Origin of the sequence: Streptomyces sp. NPDC021225, from assembly GCF_044332865.1 — a bacterium.
In the GTDB taxonomy this organism is placed as follows: domain Bacteria; phylum Actinomycetota; class Actinomycetes; order Streptomycetales; family Streptomycetaceae; genus Streptomyces.
In genome coordinates this window covers 45711-65057 of record NZ_JBIRPV010000018.1, presented here as the reverse complement: position 1 = coordinate 65057, position 19347 = coordinate 45711, and the positions used below count along the sequence as shown (strand labels likewise).

The 19347-nt window shown below is 69.9% G+C and carries 19 protein-coding genes; 3 read left to right on the top strand and 16 right to left on the bottom strand.

Annotated elements, in window-relative coordinates; translation table 11 throughout:
• Position 1 precedes the first annotated feature (1 nt).
• The 3 genes from ACH4S9_RS43250 to ctaD form a co-directional block, all read right to left on the bottom strand.
• Positions 2-655 (bottom strand): TetR/AcrR family transcriptional regulator, encoded by a 654-nt coding sequence (locus ACH4S9_RS43250; protein WP_398377094.1) that lies wholly within the window; start codon positions 653-655, stop codon positions 2-4.
• A 107-nt stretch (positions 656-762) separates the two neighbouring features.
• Entirely contained in the window at positions 763-1152 is a 390-nt protein-coding gene (locus ACH4S9_RS43245) for a hypothetical protein (RefSeq protein WP_311726563.1), read from the bottom strand.
• 24 nt (positions 1153-1176) lie between these two features.
• Positions 1177-2790, bottom strand: coding sequence for a cytochrome c oxidase subunit I (gene ctaD / locus ACH4S9_RS43240; protein ID WP_385345005.1), 1614 nt, complete (start codon positions 2788-2790; stop codon positions 1177-1179).
• Between the two features lie 219 nt (positions 2791-3009).
• On the opposite strand from ctaD, the gene ACH4S9_RS43235 reads away from it, so the two are divergent.
• Both ACH4S9_RS43235 and ACH4S9_RS43230 read left to right on the top strand, forming a co-directional pair.
• Entirely contained in the window at positions 3010-4641 is a 1632-nt protein-coding gene (locus ACH4S9_RS43235; RefSeq protein ID WP_398377092.1) for a GMC oxidoreductase, read from the top strand.
• A gap of 61 nt (positions 4642-4702) precedes the next feature.
• Positions 4703-5281: an XRE family transcriptional regulator gene (locus tag ACH4S9_RS43230; protein WP_311726561.1), complete on the top strand. Its 579-nt coding sequence runs from the start codon at positions 4703-4705 to the stop codon at positions 5279-5281.
• Positions 5282-5292: 11 nt separating this feature from the next.
• Here ACH4S9_RS43230 and ACH4S9_RS43225 read toward each other — a convergent pair whose 3' ends face one another.
• The 8 genes from ACH4S9_RS43225 to ACH4S9_RS43190 all read right to left on the bottom strand — a co-directional run bounded on the left by ACH4S9_RS43225 (position 5293) and on the right by ACH4S9_RS43190 (position 13626).
• Complete coding sequence (locus ACH4S9_RS43225; RefSeq protein ID WP_398377090.1) at positions 5293-6375, bottom strand: NAD(P)/FAD-dependent oxidoreductase; 1083 nt, start codon at positions 6373-6375, stop codon at positions 5293-5295.
• Between the two features lie 141 nt (positions 6376-6516).
• The gene (locus tag ACH4S9_RS43220; RefSeq protein WP_311726559.1) at positions 6517-7848 is read right to left on the bottom strand and encodes a dicarboxylate/amino acid:cation symporter; all 1332 of its coding nucleotides are present in this window, start codon (positions 7846-7848) and stop codon (positions 6517-6519) included.
• 393 nt (positions 7849-8241) lie between these two features.
• Positions 8242-8529, bottom strand: coding sequence for a DUF4229 domain-containing protein (locus ACH4S9_RS43215; protein WP_311726558.1), 288 nt, complete (start codon positions 8527-8529; stop codon positions 8242-8244).
• A gap of 92 nt (positions 8530-8621) precedes the next feature.
• Positions 8622-9800 carry an aminofutalosine synthase MqnE gene (gene mqnE / locus ACH4S9_RS43210; protein WP_311726557.1) on the bottom strand — a complete coding sequence of 393 codons (1179 nt, stop codon included), beginning with the start codon at positions 9798-9800 and terminating at the stop codon, positions 8622-8624.
• Between the two features lie 57 nt (positions 9801-9857).
• Entirely contained in the window at positions 9858-10319 is a 462-nt protein-coding gene (locus ACH4S9_RS43205; protein ID WP_311726556.1) for an Lrp/AsnC family transcriptional regulator, read from the bottom strand.
• A gap of 136 nt (positions 10320-10455) precedes the next feature.
• Entirely contained in the window at positions 10456-11124 is a 669-nt protein-coding gene (locus tag ACH4S9_RS43200) for a UbiX family flavin prenyltransferase (protein ID WP_311726756.1), read from the bottom strand.
• Between the two features lie 62 nt (positions 11125-11186).
• Positions 11187-12110 (bottom strand): menaquinone biosynthesis prenyltransferase MqnP, encoded by a 924-nt coding sequence (gene mqnP / locus ACH4S9_RS43195; RefSeq protein WP_311726555.1) that lies wholly within the window; start codon positions 12108-12110, stop codon positions 11187-11189.
• A gap of 64 nt (positions 12111-12174) precedes the next feature.
• Entirely contained in the window at positions 12175-13626 is a 1452-nt protein-coding gene (locus ACH4S9_RS43190; protein ID WP_311726554.1) for a menaquinone biosynthesis decarboxylase, read from the bottom strand.
• Between the two features lie 84 nt (positions 13627-13710).
• On the opposite strand from ACH4S9_RS43190, the gene ACH4S9_RS43185 reads away from it, so the two are divergent.
• Positions 13711-14118 carry a PLD nuclease N-terminal domain-containing protein gene (locus tag ACH4S9_RS43185; RefSeq protein WP_311726553.1) on the top strand — a complete coding sequence of 136 codons (408 nt, stop codon included), beginning with the start codon at positions 13711-13713 and terminating at the stop codon, positions 14116-14118.
• Positions 14119-14199: 81 nt separating this feature from the next.
• On the opposite strand, the gene ACH4S9_RS43180 is transcribed toward ACH4S9_RS43185, so the two are convergent.
• Genes ACH4S9_RS43180 through ACH4S9_RS43160 form a run of 5 tightly spaced genes read right to left on the bottom strand, consistent with a single transcriptional unit; the run spans position 14200 to position 19312 of the window.
• On the bottom strand, positions 14200-15030 hold the full coding sequence (locus ACH4S9_RS43180; RefSeq protein WP_311726552.1) for a CU044_5270 family protein: 831 nt from the start codon (positions 15028-15030) through the stop codon (positions 14200-14202).
• Between the two features lie 28 nt (positions 15031-15058).
• Positions 15059-16144, bottom strand: coding sequence for a c-type cytochrome biogenesis protein CcsB (gene ccsB, locus ACH4S9_RS43175; RefSeq protein ID WP_398377086.1), 1086 nt, complete (start codon positions 16142-16144; stop codon positions 15059-15061).
• Complete coding sequence (locus ACH4S9_RS43170) at positions 16141-17919, bottom strand: cytochrome c biogenesis protein ResB (RefSeq protein ID WP_398377085.1); 1779 nt, start codon at positions 17917-17919, stop codon at positions 16141-16143. Before ACH4S9_RS43170 ends, ccsB begins: the two co-directional genes overlap by 4 nt.
• 3 nt (positions 17920-17922) lie before the next feature.
• On the bottom strand, positions 17923-18690 hold the full coding sequence (locus ACH4S9_RS43165) for a cytochrome c biogenesis CcdA family protein (protein ID WP_398377084.1): 768 nt from the start codon (positions 18688-18690) through the stop codon (positions 17923-17925).
• 4 nt (positions 18691-18694) lie between these two features.
• Positions 18695-19312, bottom strand: coding sequence for a TlpA disulfide reductase family protein (locus ACH4S9_RS43160; protein WP_311726548.1), 618 nt, complete (start codon positions 19310-19312; stop codon positions 18695-18697).
• Between the last annotated feature and the right edge of the window lie 35 nt (positions 19313-19347).

Here is a 19347-nt window from a genome sequence, read left to right as displayed (position 1 = left end):
CCTACGCCGGTGTGTGCTCCCCGGACGACCACCGCTCGCCCCGCATCAGGCTGCCGAGCCCCGTCCAGGCGAAGTTCATCAGTGTGGCCGCCGCCTCTTCGGCCGAAGGCCCCCCGCCCGCCGGGTCGCCCGCCCACTCGGCCAGCGACTCCGCCGCGCCCACCAGCGCGTACGCGAGCCCGGACGCCTCGCCGCCGGTTATCCGGCCCGTCCCCCGCGCCGACCCGCACCGCGCTTTCTCCCGCGCGGCCGCCGTGAGCGCCTGGGTCACGAACTCGACGATCTCCGCCCGCATCGCGACGACCTCCAGCGCGAAGGGACCGCCGTGTGTACGGGCCTGTACGTGCAGCAGCACCCATCCGTCCGGGTGCTCGGCGGTGTGCGCGAAGAAGCCGTGCAGCCCGCTCCACAGCCGGCGGTCGGCGGGCGCGTCGTACTCGACGGCGGCCCGTATGGCCGCCACCAGCGAGGCGGCCTCCCGCCGGATGCACGCCGCGAACAGCTCGTCTTTGGAGTGCAGATACAGATAAACCAGCGGTTTGGAGACCCCGGCCTGCTCGGCGATGTCGTCCATGGAGGCGTTCCGGTAGCCGCGCCGCGCGAAGGTCCGTACGGCCGCGTCGAGCATCTGCTGCTCGCGCACCGCCCTCGGCATCCGCCTGTTCTTCGTCGCCCCGCCCACGCCGGCCGCCCCCTTCGCCCGTGCCCCGGCGCCCCTCGGCCGCCTTGATCGCCGCCAAGCCTACGGGTGCCGAGGACCCCTCACACCGGGTCCGGAAGATCAAGGTCAAGCGCTACGGCGGCCGGGGCTGCCACCAGCGCCACCAGCACCAGAACCGCCAGCGCCACCAGGGCCAGCGCGACGCACCGGCACAGCAGACGCCGCCTCAGCTCCTCGTACCGCGCCGTGTACTCGGCGCGCAGTTCCTCGCAGCGGTCGACGATGCGGCGCAGCATCCGCCGGGAGAGCTCGACGCGCTCCTCGGCGTACAGGCGGACCACCTCCTCGCGCTGGGCGGCGGTGAGCCAGGCCAGGCGGCCCGCGAACGCCTCGGCGTCCGCCCGGGCGTCGTCGAGCTCGCTCCGGCACAGCAGATAGCCCTCCAGCCGGGCGATGCCCGACTCGACCTCGCGCGGCGTCTCGCGGGACATCTCGCGGCGCCCTGGCACCCGCGCCTACGCCCGCTCGTGCTGCACCGGCTCGGCGGTGATCTCGGGGTGGCGCAGATCGAAGGCGGGGGACTCGCTGCGGATCCTGGGGAGGGCCAGGAAGTTGTGGCGCGGCGGCGGACAGGAGGTCGCCCACTCCAGCGACCGGCCGTATCCCCAGGGGTCGTCCACGGTCACCTTCTCCCCGTATTTGGCGGTCTTCCAGACGTTGTAGAGGAACGGGAGGGTGGACATGCCGAGCAGAAACGCGCCGATCGTCGAGATGGTGTTCAGCCCGGTGAATCCGTCCGCGGCCAGATAGTCGGCGTAGCGGCGCGGCATTCCCTTGACGCCGAGCCAGTGCTGGACGAGGAAGGTGGTGTGAAAACCGGTGAACAGCGTCCAGTAATGGATTTTCCCGAGCCGCTCGTCAAGCATTTTCCCGGTGAACTTCGGCCACCAGAAGTAGAAGCCGCCGAACATCGCGAACACCACGGTGCCGAAGACGACGTAGTGGAAGTGGGCCACCACGAAATAGCTGTCGCTGACGTGGAAGTCGAGGGGCGGCGAGGCCAGAAGAACGCCGGTGAGCCCGCCGAAGAGGAAGGTGACCAGGAATCCGATGGCCCACAGCATGGGCGTCTCGAAGGACAGCGACCCCTTCCACATCGTCCCGACCCAATTGAAGAACTTCACCCCGGTGGGCACCGCGATCAGGAAGGACATGAAGGCGAAGAACGGCAGCAGCACCGCCCCGGTGACGAACATGTGGTGCGCCCACACCGTGGCCGACAGCCCGGTGATGGAGATGGTCGCGCCGATCAGACCCGCGTATCCGAAGATCGGTTTGCGGCTGAAGACCGGAATGATCTCGGTGATCACCCCGAAGAACGGCAGCGCGATGATGTAGACCTCGGGATGGCCGAAGAACCAGAACAGGTGCTGCCACAGCAGCGCCCCGCCGTTGGCCGGGTCGTAGACCCGCGCCCCGAACTTGCGGTCCGCCTCCAGCGCGAAGAGGGTCGCGGCCAGCACCGGGAATACCATGATCACCAGCACGCTGGTCAGCAGGACGTTCCAGGTGAAGATCGGCATCCGGAACATCGTCATGCCCGGGGCGCGCATGGTGATGATCGTGGTGATGAAGTTGACCGCGCCCATGATCGTGCCGAACCCGGAAAAGGCGAGCCCCATGACCCACATATCGCCGCCCACATTCGGCGAATGCACCTTGTCGGACAGCGGCGTATAGGCGAACCAGCCGAAGTCGGCGGCTCCGCCCGGGGTGAGGAAACCGGACACCGCGATGAGCGAGCCGAAGAGATAGAGCCAGTAGGCGAACATGTTCAGCCGCGGGAACGCCACATCCGGGGCGCCGATCTGGAGCGGCATGATGGCGTTGGCGAAACCCGCGAACAGCGGGGTCGCGAACATCAGCATCATGATCGTGCCGTGCATGGTGAACGCCTGGTTGAACTGCTCATTGGACACGATCTGAGTGCCCGGCCGCGCCAGCTCCGCCCGCATCACCATCGCCAGCAGCCCGGCGAAGAGGAAGAAGACGAAGGACGTCACCATGTACAAGGTGCCGATCTTCTTGTGGTCGGTCGTGGTCAGCCAGTCGACGATGACCGTGCCCACTCTGTTCCGGCTCTCCGGATCGGGCTCCCGCTGCTCCGCCCGCCTCGCCTCTACCGCCATCGTTCCTCCACCCGACGCCGTACGCGTCCGACGTTGATAACGCGAATGGGGCGGAAGAGGCTGCTATGACCCTTTGGTGGGCGTGTGGCGTGAGTGGTCGACAAAAGACCATGAGTGAACCGTATGGCCGGAACCTGACCCTCCGCACATGATGCGGGCATGACAGCAAATCTGACGCGTCGTCACATTCTTGGTCTGGCCGCCCTGCGCGGCGCCGCGGCCCTCGGGCTCACCCGGATAGCCCTCTCCCCGGCGGCCGCCGCCGACCGCCCCACGGCCACCGCGAGCACCGAGTACGCCCCGGCCGTGGTCGTCGGCTCCGGCTACGGCGCGGCGGTCGCCGCCCTGCGGCTCGGCGAGGCGGGCGTGCGGACCCTGGTCCTGGAGATGGGGCGGCTGTGGGACGCCCCGGCCGCCGACGGCAAGGTCTACTGCTCCATGACCTCGCCCGACCGGCGCTCCATGTGGTTCCGCACCAGAACCGAGGCCCCGCTGGCCACCTTCCTGTGGCTGGACGTCATCAACAAGGACATCACGCCCTACCCCGGCGTCCTGGACCGCGTCCGCTTCCCCAACATGTCCGTCTACGTCGGGCGCGGCGTCGGCGGCGGCTCGCTCGTCAACGGCGGCATCGCGGTCACCCCGCCCCGCGCGTACCTCCAGGAGGTCCTGCCGCAGGTCGACGCGGACGCGATGTACGCCACGTACTTCCCGCGCGCGAACCGCATGCTGGGCGCCGCCCCCGTCCCGTCCGCGTGGTTCGAGTCCACCGAGTGGTACAAGTACGCCCGGGTCGCCCGCGACCAGGCGAAGGCGGCGGGCCTGAAGACCGTCTTCGTGCCCAACGTCTACGACTTCGACTACATGCAGCGCGAGGCGGCCGGGACCGCGACCAAGTCCGCCCTCGCCCAAGAGGTCATCTACGGCAACAACTTCGGCAAGCGCAGCCTCGACAAAACGTATCTCCCGGCGGCACTCGGCACGGGCAACGTCACCATCCGCACCCTCAGCCGCGCCAGAGCCGTCCGGAGAGCCGCCGACGGCACCTACGTCCTCACCGTGGACCGGCTCGACGACACGGGCGCCGTCATCGCCACCGACGAGGTCTCCTGCCGCTCGCTCTTCCTCGGCGCCGGCAGCCTCGGCACCACCGAACTCCTGCTGCGCGCCCGCGAGACCGGCACGCTGCCCGCCCTCAGCGCCCAGGTCGGCCGGGGCTGGGGCGGCAACGGCAACGTCATGCTCGGCCGCGCCAACCACATCTGGAACCCGACCGGCGCCAACCAGTCCACCATCCCGGTGATGGCCCTCGACGACTGGTCCAACGCCGCCAACCCGGTCTTCGCCGAGATCGCCCCGCTCCCGGCCGGCCTCGAGACCTGGGCCAGCCTCTATCTGGCCATCACCAAGAACCCCGAGCGCGGCACCTTCAGCTACGACGCGGCCAAGGACGCGGCCGTCCTGAACTGGACCAGCACCCAGAGCGCCCCCTCCATCACCGCCGCCAAGACCCTCTTCGACCGCGTCAACTCCGCCAACGGCACCATCTACCGCTTCGACCTCTTCGGCGACACCCGCTCCTTCGCCGCCGACTTCTGCTACCACCCGCTCGGCGGCTGCGTCCTGGGCCGCGCCACGGACGCGTACGGCCGGGCCCTCGGCTACGACCGGCTGTACGTCACCGACGGCTCCCTCATCCCGGGCTCGATCGGCGTCAACCCCTTCGTGACCATCACGGCCCTGGCCGAGCGCAACATGGCCCGCGTCCTGGCCGAGGACGGCGTGGGCTGACCGGCGCCGCCCACCGGCCGCTGTCGCAAAGGAACATGCCGTCTCAGCACGATGAGGGACGATGAGGGGTGTGGACGAGTTCAACAACGTGCTGGCCGCGGTCGGTCCCCGGCTCCGGGAGCTGCGCCGGGAGCGCGGCCTCACCCTGGCCTCCGTGGCCCACACCACCGGCATCTCGGAGAGCACGCTCTCCCGCCTGGAGAGCGGCGGGCGCAGGCCCAACCTGGAGCTGCTGCTCCCGCTCGCCCGCGCCTACGGAGTCCCCCTGGACGAGCTCGTCGGCGCCCCGCACACCGGCGACCCCCGGGTCCATCTGCACCCGGTCACCCGCGGCCACCTGACGTTCGTGCCGCTCACCCGCCGCGCCGGAGGTCTGCACGCCCACAAGCTCGTCATCGCGCCCAGCGTCGGCGAACCCGACCTGAAGACCCACGAGGGCTATGAGTGGCTCTACGTCCTCAACGGCCGGCTGCGCCTCCGCCTCGGCGAGCGCAGCCTCGTCCTGGCGCCCGGCGAGGCGGCGGAGTTCGACACCCACGTCCCCCACTGGCTCGGCCCCGCGGATGACCGTCCGGTCGAGCTCCTGATCATCTTCGGCCAGCAGGGCGAACGCGCCCACCTGCGTGTCCGCCCCGGCTGACCCCGCCCACGCTACGGTCGCGCGGGCCCTTCGGAGCGCCGCAGCGGGTCCAGGCCATGCCGGCGCTCGCCCAGGACCCGCGCGGCGACCTCGGCCTCGGCGACCGCACTGAAAACACCCCCGGAACCTCCGGAGACGGCCGCCCTGCGGCGGGCCACAGCGGCCTCGGTGTCCGCGTTCACCAGATCCGCGTTGATCGCCGCGGCGGCCTGCACCCCGGCGGCCTGCGCCACCGGGACGCCGGCCGTCGGATCGGTGACGTTCCCCGCCACCCACACCCCGGCCACCTCGGTGAGCCCGCTCGCGTCCGACGCCACACAGGTCCCGACCCCCATGGAGTGCTCCACCGCGCTCAGCCCCAGGCCCGCGAGGACCTCGCCGCGCGCGACCATCCGCGGCCCCACCGCCAAGGCCTCCACCGCCACCCGGCGGCCCGAGGCCAGCAGGACCCCGGCCAGCCGGTCCTCCACCACGTCCAGCCCCGTCACCTCGCCGTCGACCACGGCGATCCCCCGCGCGGCCAGCCGCTCCCACTCCTCCTCGGCCAGATCGCCACCGGTGTGCAGGAACAGCGTCACCCGGGGCGACCACTGCCGGAACAGCAGCGCCTGATGCACGGAGAGCGGGCTGCCGCCCAGCACACCGATCGGCGCGTCGCGGACCTCCCAGCCGTGGCAGTACGGGCAGTGCAGCACATCCCGCCCCCACCGCTCCCGCAGCCCCGGCACCTCCGGCACCTCGTCGACCAGCCCGGTCGTCACCAGCAGCCGCCGCGCCCGGAAGACCCGGCCGCTCCCGGCCTCGACGGCGAAGCCGCCCTCCACCCGCCGCGCGGAGACCGCCCGGTCGGACAGGATCCGCCCGCCGTAGCCGACCACCTCCTCCCGGCCGATCCGCAACAGCTCGAGCGGCGGCACACCGTCCCGGGACAGCAGTCCATGCGCCGCGGCGGCGGGCGCGTTGCGCGGCTCGCCGGAATCGATCACCAATACGGAGCGACGGGCGCGCGCCAGCGTCAGCGCGCCCGACAGCCCGGCGACACCCCCTCCGACCACCACGACATCGAACTCATCGGAAACCTTGTGCTCACTCATGCCCCCCACCATGCGCCGCCCCTGCCGGAACGGCGAACTTCCTTGCCGTTCCAGCAAGCGCGACCGGTAGCCGGAAAAGCACGTCGCCCCGCTCTCGGCCGAGGGCCATGAGAGCGGGGCGACGTCGGGGCCGGGCGGCCGCTACGCGGCGGCCGGGACCACCTGGCGGTCTTCGACGGTGGCCGCGTCGTCCAGGGGGGACGCCGAGGCGTGGTCGTAGGCCTGCCGGTCGAGGATCTTCTCGCGGGCCGAGACGATGACCGGGACCAGCGCCTGACCTGCCACGTTCGTGGCGGTGCGCATCATGTCCAGGATCGGGTCGATGGCCATGAGGAGGCCGACGCCCTCCAGCGGGAGGCCGAGCGTGGACAGGGTCAGGGTCAGCATGACGGTGGCGCCGGTGAGGCCCGCCGTGGCGGCCGAGCCGATGACCGAGACGAAGGCGATCAGCAGGTAGTCGCCGACGCCGAGGTGCACATCGAAGATCTGGGCGATGAAGATCGCGGCGATGGCCGGGTAGATCGAGGCGCAGCCGTCCATCTTCGTCGTCGACCCGAAGGGCACCGCGAAGGAGGCGTACTCCTTGGGGACGCCGAGGCGCTCGGTGACCTTCTGGGTGACCGGCATGGTGCCGACCGAGGAGCGGGAGACGAACGCGAGCTGGATCGCGGGCCAGGCGCCCTTGAAGAAGTGCAGCGGGTTGACCTTGGCGACGGTGGCCAGCAGCAGCGGGTAGACGCCGAACATCACCAGGGCGCAGCCGACGTAGATGTCGGCCGTGAAGGTGGCGTACTTGCCGATGAGGTCCCAGCCGTACTCGGCGATGGCGTAGCCGATGAGGCCGAGGGTGCCCAGCGGGGCGAGGCGGATGACCCACCACAGGGCCTTCTGGAGCAGCTCCAGGACGGCCTGGCTGAGGGTGAGGATCGGCTGTGCCTTCTCGCCGAGCTTGAGGGCGGCGACGCCCGCGACGGCGGCCATGAAGACGATCTGGAGGACGTTCAGCTCGGTGAACGGCGTGATGACGTCGGTCGGCACGATGCCGGTGAGGAAGTCCAGCCAGGAGCCCGCGTGCTCGGGCTTGGAGCCGTCCTGCGGGGTGAGGCCGGTGCCCGCGCCGGGGTTGGTGACCAGGCCGATCGCCAGGCCGATGGCGACCGCGATCAGCGAGGTCGCCATGAACCACAGCAGGGTGCGGGTCGCCAGGCGCGCGGCGTTGTTGACGTTCCGCAGGTTGGTGATCGAGACCAGGATCGCGAAGAAGACCAGCGGGGCGACGGCGAGCTTCAGCAGTTGGACGAAGATCGAGCCAATCTTGTCGAGGGTGGTGACCAGCCAGCCGACGTCACCGCTGCGGGCGGCCCAGCCGAGCAGCACGCCGAGCACCAGGCCCAGCAGGATCTGCGCCCAGAACGGCACCTTGGGCAGGCGTATGGAGGATCTCTGAGACGGCGTCTCGGGGACGGATGACAACGGACACACTCCGAGGGCAGGAAAAGGCAGGGGAAGTCAGGGGGACGACGTCGGGGGAGAAGAAGCGGACAGGGGTGAGCCAGGAGTCCGTGCTTGGATCTCCGGCCGCTGGGACGGGGGACAAGCGGTCAGCGGCGGCGACAGGCCGCCGACCGGCAGCGGCAGAGATCGATGTGCAGGCGCGCCACGAGCGGAACGCTCGTGGTGATGCGGGGCGCGGCTGCTGTCGTCATGACGAAAACATTAACACCCTGGCTTTGAGTTCCCCATAGGCAAGCTTTTACACACGGCGGCGGAAGCGAACAACGCCCCGCCGGCCAGCGGGAGCTGGCCGGCGGGGCGTCGGAGGCGTGTGAGGAGCGTTACAGGACGGGGTGGGCGGCCGAGCGCGGCTCAGGCGCCGTCCTCCTGGCCCTGGTTAGCCGCGAGCCGCTCCTTGGCGCGGTCCACCCGCTCCGCGACCTGGGCCGCCATGTCGTCGCGCTGCTTGCGCAGCAGAATGAAGCTCAGCGGCGCCGAGACGACCAGCGCCAGCAGCACGACCCAGAAGAGGTTCGCGTTGCCGAGCCCGGAGGGCAGCAACCGGAAGTACACCAGGCCCCACATCACCAGAAAGCAGCCCGCGAAGATCCCCAGGCGCATGGCGGTGTAGCGGAACGTCGCGCTCGGCTTGAAGGACACGGCCCGTCTTCTTTCTGTTCTCCTGGGAAATCCTGCCCATCCAGTGAATCACGGCCCGCCGAGCGCCCCGGCGACGACCCTGAGATCCGTCGTCAGACGCGCATGGCCTGCGGCGTCTCGCGCCGGTCCGGGTCCGGTCCGTCGTACTCGCGGATGATCTCGTAGCGGGTGTTCCGCTCCACCGGCCGGAATCCCGCGTCCCGGATGAGCTCCAGCAGGTCGTCGCGGGTCAGCTTGTTCGGCGTGCCGTAGTTGTCGGCGTCGTGAGTGATCTTGTACTCGACGACCGAGCCGTCCATGTCATCCGCGCCGTGGTTGAGCGCGAGCTGGGCGGTCCGTACGCCGTGCATCACCCAGAAGACCTTCACATGGGGGATGTTGTCGAACAGCAGCCGCGAGACCGCGAAGGTCTTCAGCGCCTCCGCGCCGGTGGCCATGGTGGTCCTGGCCTGGAGCCGGTTGCGGATCTTGCCGTCCTTCATGTCCACGAAGTCGTGCTGGTAGCGCAGCGGGATGAAGACCTGGAAACCGCCGGTCTCGTCCTGGAGTTCGCGCAGCCGCAGCACGTGGTCCACCCGGTGCCGGGGCTCCTCGACATGCCCGTACAGCATGGTGCACGGGGTCTTGAGGCCCTTCTCGTGCGCCAGCCGGTGGATGCGCGACCAGTCCTCCCAGTGGGTGTCGTGGTCGACGATGTGCTGCCGGACCTCCCAGTCGAAGATCTCCGCGCCGCCGCCGGTGAGCGACTCCAGGCCGGCGTCGATCAGCTCGTCGAGGATCTCGGAGGCCGGCAGCCCGGAGATCTTTTCGAAGTGGTGGATCTCGGTGGCGGTGAAGGCCTTCAGGGACACCTGCGGAAGGGCTTCCTTGAGCGCCTTCAGCGACCGCGGGTAGTAGCGCCAAGGGAGGGTGGGGTGCAGGCCGTTGACGATGTGCAGCTCGGTGAGGTTCTCGTTCTCCATCGCCTTGGCGAGGCGGACGGCCTCCTCGATGCGCATGGTGTACGCGTCCTTCTCGCCGGGCTTGCGCTGGAAGGAGCAGTACGCGCACGAGGCGGTGCACACATTGGTCATGTTGAGGTGGCGGTTGACGTTGAAGTGCACCACGTCACCGTTCTTGCGGGTGCGCACCTCGTGGGCCAGCCCGCCGAGCCATGCCAGGTCGTCGCACGCGTACAGCGCGATGCCGTCCTCGCGCGACAGCCGCTCTCCGGCGCGGACCTTCTCTTCCAGTTCGCGCTTGAGACCCGCATCTTCGATAGACGCAGTCATGCGGCCGCCTCCCATACGTCTGCTTTTGTAGGCCTTTGCTTGAGTGACCTTCTGAGCCTACGCCTCGACGTCGTCGGGCAGTTCGCCGACCCGGTTCTCCCACTTGGTGGACAGCACGATCGTGGTACGCGTCCGGGCGACGCCCTTGGTGCCGGACAGCCGGCGGATGGTCCGCTCCAGCCCGTCCACATCGCCGGCGCGCACCTTGAGCATGTACGAGTCGTCGCCCGCGATGAACCAGCAGTCCTCGATCTCGGCCAGCTCGCGCAGCCGCCCCGCCACGTCCTCGTGGTCGGCGGCGTCGGAGAGCTGGATGCCGATGAGGGCGGTGACCCCGAGGCCGAGGGACGCGGCGTCGACGGTCGCGCGGTAGCCGGTGATCACACCGGCCGCCTCCAGGCGGTTGATCCGGTCGGTGACGCTGGGTCCGGACAGGCCGACGAGGCGGCCGAGCTCCGCGTAGGAGGCCCTCCCGTTCTCCCGCAGGGCCTGGATGAGCTGCCTATCCACCGCGTCCATATGCCGAGCGCCTTCCATTATTCAGAGATATAGCAAGTTTACACATATAATCTAAGGCATCAGGGCATGGCACCCTCTAAATCCCGCAGAACCTGCGGGCGAGCCACGCGTCAAGGCGACGTGGCGGTGCGGCCCGCTAGCCGTCTCCGGTCCCACCCCGGAGTTCCCCCTCCCACCGGCGGTACAGCTTGTGCGGCACCCCTGCCGCGTCCAGCACCCGCCCCGCCACGAAGTCCACCAGGTCCTGGATATGGGTCGCCCCCGCGTAGAACGCGGGCGACGCGGGCACCACGACCGCGCCCGCCTCGTCCAGCGCGACCAGGTGACGGAGGGTCTGGCCGCTCAGCGGCGCCTCGCGCACCGCCACCACGAGCGGGCGCCGCTCCTTGAGCGTCACGCTCGCCGACCGCTGGAGCAGGTCCTTCGACAGGCCGAGCGCCACCCCCGCCACACACGCGGTGCTCGCCGGGACGATCAGCATCCCCTTGACGTCATAGCTGCCGGAGGACGGGCCCGCGGCCAGGTCCCCGGCCGCCCAGTGGCGTACGTCCGCCACGTCCACCCGCGCCTCGAAGGCGTCCGGCGTGCCGTCCGCGCCCCGCGCCAGCCAGCGGCCGAGGTCCTGGCGCCAGTGCGCGTCCCGGAAGGAGATCCCCGTCTCGTCCAGCAGCGTCAGCCGCGAGGCCCGGCTGACCACCAGGTCGACCGCCTCCCCCGCGGCCATCAGCGCGCGTAGCACGGAGGCGGCGTACGGCGTCCCGGACGCGCCGGAGACACCGACCACCCAGGGCCGGCGCCGGCTCACTTCTTCGTGCGGCCTGTACGGCTCATGCGGCGGCTCCACATGACGAGCCTAACCGGCGCGTCTCACAGGCTCAGTCCCCGCACCAGCAGGTCGAGCAGCGCGCAGCAGAACAGCGCGATCCCCACGAAGCCGTTGACCGTGAAGAACGCGCGGTTCAGCCGGGACAGATCGCCGGGCCGCACCACCGAGTGCTCGTACCAGAACGCCGCCGCCACGATCACCAGACCGAGCCAGAAGAAGAACCCGGCGTCCGTGGCCAGCCCGTACCAGCCCAGCAGCAGCGTGGTGACGACATGGCAGACGCGCGCCCCGTACAGGGCCCCGGCGATGCCGAAGCGGGCCGGCACCGACTTCACCCCGTGGGCCCGGTCGGCCGCCACGTCCTGGCAGGCGTAGATCAGATCGAAGCCGCCGATCCAGATGCCGACCGCGAGGCCGAGGATCACCGCGTCCCAGGACCACTCCCCCGTGATCCCGATCCACGCCCCGACCGGGCCCATGGCCTGGGCGAGGCCGAGGATCGCGTGCGGGAAGTTCGTGAAGCGCTTCCCGTACGGATAGACCACCATCGGGGCGATCGCGACCGGCGCCAGGGCCAGGCACAGCGGGTTCAGCAGCGCGGCCGCGCCGAGGAAGACGGCGAGCGCGACCAGCGCGCCGATCCAGGCCGAGCGCACCGGCACCACGCCGGTCACCAGCTCGCGCCCCGCGGTGCGCGGATTACGGGCGTCGATCTCCCGGTCGATGATCCGGTTGCAGGCCATCGCGAAGGTGCGCAGCCCCACCATCGCGACCGTGACCAGCAGCAGCCGCAGCCAGTGGACTGTGCCGTCCCACAGCTCCATCGCGGTCAGCGAGGCGATGTAGGCGAAGGGCAGCGCGAAGACCGAGTGCTCGATCATCACCAGCCGCAGAAAGGCGCGGACGCGGCCGGGCGGCGCGGGCTCGGGGCCGAGGAGGTCGGGGGTGGCCGAATTCGCACTCATCGGGCCACCCCGGCGGGGGCGGGGAGCAGGCCCGCGCCGCCCGCCTCCGTTCTCGACGCGCCTGTCACAGCCCGTACTCCTTCCATCGCCTTGTCACCCGTTCGGCCGTGTCGGGGTCCGACTCGACCATGTGCGGCCAGCCGCCGTCGCGCGTATAGCCCTCCTCGGGCCACTTCGCCGTGGCGTCGATGCCCGCCTTGCCGCCCCAGAACTGCTGGTACGAGGCGTGGTCGAGATGGTCGACGGGGCCCTCGACGACGGTCAGGTCGCGGGCGTAGTCGGTGTTGCCGAGCGCCCGCCAGGACACCTCGTGCAGATCGTGGACGTCGCAGTCGGCGTCGACCACGACGATCAGCTTGGTCAGCGACATCATGTGCGCGCCCCAGATGGCGTGCATCACCTTCTGTGCGTGCTTGGGGTACTTCTTCTCGATGGAGACGATCGCACAGTTGTGGAAGCCGCCCGACTCCGGGAGGTGGTAGTCCACGATGTCCGGGATAATGATCTTGAGCAGGGGGAGGAAGAACCGCTCCGTCGCCCGCCCCAGCGGCCCGTCCTCGGTCGGCGGGCGGCCCACCACGATCGACTGGAGCAGCGGACGCTGCCGCATCGTCACACAGTCGATGGTGAGCGCCGGGAAGGGCTCCTGCGGGGTGTAGAAGCCCGTGTGGTCGCCGAACGGCCCCTCGGGCAGGGTCTTTCCGGGCTCCAGCCACCCCTCGATGACCACCTCCGCCTGCGCCGGGACCTGGAGCGGCACCGTCTTGCAGTCGACCATCTCGACCCGCCGGCCCTGGACGAAGCCCGCGAAGAGGTACTCGTCGATGTCCCCGGGCAGCGGCGCGGTCGAGGCGTACGTCACAGCGGGCGGCGCCCCGAAGGCGATCGCCACCGGCAGCTTCTCGCCACGCCTGGCGGCCACTTGGTAGTGGTTGCGGCTGTCCTTGTGGATCTGCCAGTGCATGCCGATGGTGCGGCGGTCATGGCGCTGGAGCCGGTACAGGCCCAGGTTCCGGGCCCCGGTCTCGGGGTGCTTGGTGTGGGTCAGGCCGAGGTTGAAGAAGGACCCGCCGTCCTCGGGCCAGGTGAACAGCGCGGGCAGCGCCTCCAGGTCGACGTCGTCGCCGGTGAGCACCACCTCCTGGACGGGCGCGTCCTTCACCTTCTTCGGCGGCACATGCGCCATGGCGCCGAGCTTCCCGAACGCCTCGCGCAGCCCGCCGAAGCCGTGCGGCAGCTCCGGCTTGACCAGCCCGCCGATCTTCTCGCCGATCTCCTCGTACGAGCCGAGCCCGAGGGCCTTGAGGAAGCGGCGGTCGGTGCCGTAGACGTTCATCGCCAACGGCATCGACGAGCCCTTGACGTTCTCGAAGAGCAGCGCCGGGCCACCCGACTTGTTCACCCGGTCGACGATCTCCCCGATCTCCAGATACGGGTCGACTTCGGCCTTGATGCGCCTGAGGTCTCCCTCGCGGTCGAGCGCCCGCAGAAAGGAGCGAAGATCGTCATAAGCCATGCGTCCCAGTATCCGGTACGCACTACTCTGGATCCGTCATGGGGCCACGCACGGCCCACCATCATTCCCCGGGGACCGGCCATCATGCTCAGGTATCTGCCCTTCCTGCTCATCCTGGCGCTGTGGATCTACGCCTTCATCGACTGCCTGAACACCCCCGAAGACGAAGTGCGCCACCTGCCCAAGGTGGTCTGGGTGCTCATCGTGCTGCTCTTCGGCGAGGTGCTGATCGGTCCGATCGCCTGGCTGGTGGCGGGCAAGAACCGGCCCGCGCACGCGGGGGCCGGCGGGGGCGCCGGCGGCGGTTCCCCGGCCGGACGGCGACAGCAGCAGTGGGTGGCCCCGGACGACAACCCCGAGTTCCTCAAGTCCCTCAAGGATGAGAACAAGAAGGACGAGTCGCTGCTCAAGGACTGGGAGGCGGACCTCCGCCGCCGCGAGGAGGAGCTGCGCCGCGAGAAGGAAGAGGGCTCGGGGGACGCCAAGGAGTGAGCCCTTAAGGGCGACGTGAAGAGGCGTACGGGCCGGTCGGCCCGTACGCCTCTTCACATGTGCCCGGCAGTCCCGCCGTCGCTACGGGCGCTGGTCCGGCCTGTCCACGACCGCCCGCTTCAGGACCGCGGCGGTGCCGATGACCTGCCCGGTCCGAAAGCCGTTGCCGTCCTCGAGCGCGACGTTGCGCTCACCGAGGTACTCGCCCGTCTTCTCGTTGAAGATCAGCTCCTCGCGGATCGTGGAGTGGCCGGAATCGACCCGCGCGACGGCGACCCCGTGCCGCCCGGCGGCGTCCACGGCGTCGGGAACCACCACCACGCCGGGGATCTTCGCCGCCGCGCGGTAGAGCGCGGCGCTCACCTTCGGCGGCATCAGCGACTCGCTGATGAGGTCGCCGACGAGGACGAACGCGTCCTGGTCCGGCGACCGCTCGCGGTCCTTGCGCTTCTCCACCGTGCCGTAGATCCACTTCAGCATCCGGTCGGGGTCGGTGGGGAGGGTCTGGAGGTAGCGGTAGCTGGTCGACCTGTCGTATGCGAACTTGCCCGAGGCGGGGGCGGGGTCCAGGGGCTGGTGCGCGTTCCCGTCCCGGCCGGGCTCGCGCAGCAGCCCCGTGTGGAGGCCGTCCACCGACAGCCAGATCTCCCGGCGGTGCAGCGGGTCCAGCTTGGCGGGCCCGCCGTTCTCCTGGGTCGCGAAGGCCACCTTGCTGTCGATGTAGACGTACTGGTCGTCGCGGATGCCCCCGTCGGCCGGCGGCTTCTCGCCCGGCCTGCCCGTCGGCCTCGCCGCGGAGTTCGCCGTCGAGTGCGCCGCGGAGCGCTCGGCAACGGTCGCGATGCGGCCCAGCACCTCGGGCGCGTTGTCCCGGGTGTCCCCGTTGACCCGGGTTCCCGTGACGCTGGTCACGGGAACCGGCCCTCGGGACGGCGGTGGGTCAGACTCCGGCGTAGGAGTGCTTGCCGGTGATGAAGATGTTGACGCCGTAGTAGTTGAAGAGGTAGCAGCCGAACGCGATCAGCGCGAGGTACGCGGCCTTGCGGCCCTTCCAGCCGGCGGTGGCGCGGGCGTGCAGGTAGCAGGCGTAGGCGACCCAGGTGATGAAGGACCAGACCTCCTTGGGGTCCCAGCCCCAGTAGCGGCCCCAGGCGGCCTCGGCCCAGATCGCGCCCGCGATGATCGTGAAGGTCCACAGCGGGAAGACCGTGGCGTTGATGCGGTACGCGAACTTGTCGAGGGTGGCGGCCGCGGGCAGCCGCTCCAGGACGGACCCGAAGCGGCCGGGCTCCTCGCCCTTGGCGAGCTTCTCCTCGTGCCGGTCGCGGAAGAGGTAGAGCAGCGTGGAGACGGCGCCGATGTAGAGGCACGCGCCGGAGATGATCGCGCAGCTGACGTGGATCCACAGCCAGTACGAGTGGAGGGCGGGAACCAACTGGGCGCTGTCGGTGTACAAGACAGAGACAGCGAGACCGAGGTCGAGGAGGACCGTGGTGACGAGGGGGAGCCCGATCCAGCGCACGTTCTTCTTGAGCACGAGGAGCGTGAGATACGCCCCGACCGCGACCATGGCGAAGGTCGTGGAGAACTCGTACATGTTGCCCCAGGGGGCGCGCTGTACGGACAGGGCGCGGGTGAGCACGGCGCCGACGTGCATCAGGAAGGCGAGCACGGTGAGGCCGACGGCGATCCGGCCGTACAGATCGCCCTGCTCGGTGCCGCCCGCGGCGCCTGGCCCGTCGGGGACGTCGCGGGTGCCCGCGGCGGAGCGGGTGACAACCTTGGGGCGTTCGAGCACGGCGGTGCCGCCGCCCTGGGCGGCCCGCACGGTCACCTTGGTGGAGGCCGTGGAGGTGGCGGAGTCGGCGGTGATGGCGGCTGCGGTGCGGCCGACGGCGCTGCGGCTGCCGAACACCCACTCGGCGATATGGGCGAGGAAGGCGAGGGTGTAGACCGCCATGGCCGAATAGATCAGCACATTGCTGAAATGGGCCAGCGACTCATTGGTTTCGGCAGCGAGGTTCACGCGCGCGCTCCTTCGGCAGGATCAGCGGGTTGTGCGGTGTCGGTCTCGGCTTCGGCGGTGCCGGTTTCCGGTTCCGGGCCCGCTTCAGGTTCGGGGTCCGAGTCCGGCGCGGGCGGAGCCTCGGACTGGAGGGCCACGGCGAGGTCGGCGAGTTCTTCGGGAAGCTTGGCGGACTCGCTGCGGCCGAGCCCCGCCATCTCGACGACGGTGACGCCGTCGGCTCCGGTCTCCGCGCGGACCCACACCCGGCGGCGCTGGATGAACAGCGAGGCGGCGAGACCGATCAGGGCGGCGACGGCGCCCACGAGCGCGTAGTCATTGCCCGGCCGGTGGGAGATCTGGAAGGTGGCCCAGGTCTTGATGCCCTCGAACTTCAAGGTGCCGGCGCCGTTCGGGAGCTTCATGGTGTCGCCGACCTTGAGCGCGTCCGCGAATGGCGTCCCGTCCGACTTCTTGAACTGCTTCATCCGGGAGGTGTCGAGTTGGTAGACGTTCTGCGGGAGCCCGCCGTCGATCCCCAGGCTGCCGCGGTAGGCGGTCAGGATGAGCGCCGGATTGTCCAGCGCCGGGAACTGGGAGAACATCGTGCCCGTGCTCAGGTCGAGGGTCGGCACGAACTGTCCCTGGAAGCCGATCTGGTCCTTCTTACCGCTCTTGTCGCGGTAGTCAGGCACCTTGATCACTACGTTCTCGGTGAGGTTGACCCCGTCGAACGGCAGCGAGGCCACGGCGCCGCGGTAGGCGATCTTGCCCTGCCCGTCGCGGACCGTGACGACCGGGGCGTAGCCGTGGCCCAGCAGATAGACCTTGGAGCCCGCGACCTCCAGGGGCTCGTTGACCTTGATCGAGGTCTTGTGCTCCTTGCCGTCCGCGCCCTCCCAGTAGGTGACATCGGCGCGGAAGGTGCGGGGGGTGCGCTTCTGCGGGCCGCTGCGCTCGTAGGTCGCCGTGAAGCGGTCCAGCTTGAAGCCGAAGGGAGCGAGGTTGTTCTTGTCGAAGAGCGATCCGGACTTGAAGTCGTCGTACTGCACCAGGCTGTTGGAGAAGCCGTCACCCTCGACGACCAGCTTGCCGCCCTCGGCCTTGTACAGCTGCCCGACGGCGAAGGCCACCAGCATCACGATCAGCGCGATGTGGAACAGGAGGTTGCCCGCCTCGCGCAGATAGCCCTTCTCGGAGGCCACCGCGCCACCGACCGTATGGGTCCGGAAGCGGCGCCGCTTCATGACCCGCTGGGCGGCCTCCAGCACCCGCTCCGGCTCGGCCTCGGTGCGCCAGGTGGTGTACGCGGGCAGCCGGGTCAGCCGGCGCGGGGCGCCCGGCGGGCGGCCGCGCAGCTGGCCGACGAACTGCCAGGTGCGCGGGACGATGCAGCCGATCAGCGAGACGAACAGGAGGATGTAGATCGCCGAGAACCACACCGAGCTGTAGACGTGGAACAGCCCGAGCTTCTCGTAGATCGGCGAGAGCGTCTCGTGCCGCTGCTTGAAGTCGTCCACCTTGACGGGGTCGATGCCCGTCTGCGGGACCAGCGAGCCGGGGATCGCGCCGAGCGACAGCAGGAAGAGCAGCAGCAGCGCCACCCGCATCGAGGTCAGCTGGCGCCAGAACCAGCGGGCCCAGCCGATCGGCCCCATCGAGGGGACGTTGATCTCCTCGGCGGGGGCCGTGGACAGCTGTGCCCCCGCCGCGCCGAGCTCACGCTCGTCGGCGGGGTCGGCGGCCTTGCCCGTGGGGCCGTTCTCCGTGGCGGTGTCGGTATCGGTGGTGGACATCGATCAGATCCCAACGTTGAAGCGCAGGGCCCAGGCCTGCATATCGCCCATGATGCTGTCCCAGATACCTGTGAGGAGCAGTATCCCCAGGGCGACGAGCATGCCGCCGCCGATCCGCATCACCCAGACGTAGTGCCGCTTGACCCAGCCGAACGCGCCGAGCATGCGCCGATAGGCAATGGCCACGGCGATGAACGGCAGTCCGAGCCCGAGGCAGTAGGCGACCATCAGCAGGGCCCCGCGACCCGCGCTCGCCTCGTTCAGGGCCAGGGCGTTGACCGCGGTGAGCGTGGGGCCCAGACACGGGGTCCAGCCCACGCCGAACAGGGCGCCGAGCACCGGCGCGCCCACCAGCCCCATCCCGGGCTTGATGTGGAAGCGGAACTCCCGCTGCCCGAAGCCCTTGAGCAGCCCCATGAAGGCGAGGCCCATGACGATCGTGACGACCCCGAGCACCTTGGAGAGCGTCTCCTTGTGCTCCTGGAGCGTCCAGCCGAAGTTGCCGAAGAGCGCGCCGGCGGAGACGAAGACGGCGGTGAAGCCGAGCACGAAGAGCGAGGCGCCGGCCAGCATCCGGCCGCGCTTGGCCTCGCCCAGATCCGTACCGGTGACGCCTGTGACATACGACATATAGCCGGGCACCAGCGGCAGGACGCAGGGGGAGAAGAAGGAGACCAGTCCGCCGAGGACGGCGATCGGCAGCGCCACCAGCAGCGCCCCGGTCAGGACGGTCTCGTTGGCGCCGGGGACGGCGGCGGCGAGGAGGCTCACGCCGTCACTTCTCCTCGATCAGCGGCTTGAGCATCTTGCGCAGGCTCTCCTCGCTGAGCGGGGTGAGCGCGCGGGCCGCGATCCGGCCCTGCCGGTCCAGGACGATGGTCGTGGGGATGGCCTGTGGGTTGAGGCTGCCCTTGGGGAAGCGCAGCATCAGTTTCCCGATCGGGTCGTACAGGCTCGGGTAGTCGACCTTGAATTCCTTCTCGAACTGGATCGCGTTGGCCGGGTCGGGGTCACGGGTGTTGATCCCCACGAACCGCACCCCGTCCGCCTCGGTGTCCTTGGCGACCTTGACCAGGTTGGGCGCCTCGGCCCGGCACGGCGCGCACCACGAGCCCCAGATGTTCAGGACGACGATCTTGCCCTGGTAGTCGGCGACATCGAGCTTGCCGCCGTCGAGGGTCTTGCCCGCCAGCTCGGGGGCGTGCTTGCGGTCGCCCTTGGCCACGGTGTCCACCCCGCCGGTGCCCTGGATGAACTTGGTGTTGCTGGAGCCGCCCGAGGCACCGCCTGCTCCACAGGCGGAGAGGGTCAGGGCGGCCACGGCGGCTCCGGTGGCCAGCACGGTTGCGCGACGGCGGGTCGCGAGGCGCCGAGGGGCGCGGCAGGCACTCATGTGAAAAGTTTCGCATGCGCCTTTCGGGGATCTTC

Bases quoted from the DNA above. Each gene is read 5' to 3' on its own strand.
- ACH4S9_RS43250 (WP_398377094.1), bottom strand. From the start codon at position 655: ATGCCGAGGGCGGTGCGCGAGCAGCAGATGCTCGACGCGGCCGTACGG.
- ACH4S9_RS43245 (WP_311726563.1), bottom strand. From the start codon at position 1,152: ATGTCCCGCGAGACGCCGCGCGAGGTCGAGTCGGGCATCGCCCGGCTG.
- ACH4S9_RS43235 (WP_398377092.1), top strand. From the start codon at position 3,010: ATGACAGCAAATCTGACGCGTCGTCACATTCTTGGTCTGGCCGCCCTG.
- ACH4S9_RS43230 (WP_311726561.1), top strand. From the start codon at position 4,703: ATGAGGGGTGTGGACGAGTTCAACAACGTGCTGGCCGCGGTCGGTCCC.
- ACH4S9_RS43225 (WP_398377090.1), bottom strand. From the start codon at position 6,375: ATGAGTGAGCACAAGGTTTCCGATGAGTTCGATGTCGTGGTGGTCGGA.
- mqnE (WP_311726557.1), bottom strand. From the start codon at position 9,800: ATGACTGCGTCTATCGAAGATGCGGGTCTCAAGCGCGAACTGGAAGAG.
- ACH4S9_RS43205 (WP_311726556.1), bottom strand. From the start codon at position 10,319: ATGGACGCGGTGGATAGGCAGCTCATCCAGGCCCTGCGGGAGAACGGG.
- mqnP (WP_311726555.1), bottom strand. From the start codon at position 12,110: ATGAGTGCGAATTCGGCCACCCCCGACCTCCTCGGCCCCGAGCCCGCG.
- ACH4S9_RS43190 (WP_311726554.1), bottom strand. From the start codon at position 13,626: ATGGCTTATGACGATCTTCGCTCCTTTCTGCGGGCGCTCGACCGCGAG.
- ACH4S9_RS43185 (WP_311726553.1), top strand. From the start codon at position 13,711: ATGCTCAGGTATCTGCCCTTCCTGCTCATCCTGGCGCTGTGGATCTAC.
- ACH4S9_RS43170 (WP_398377085.1), bottom strand. From the start codon at position 17,919: ATGTCCACCACCGATACCGACACCGCCACGGAGAACGGCCCCACGGGC.
- ACH4S9_RS43160 (WP_311726548.1), bottom strand. From the start codon at position 19,312: ATGAGTGCCTGCCGCGCCCCTCGGCGCCTCGCGACCCGCCGTCGCGCA.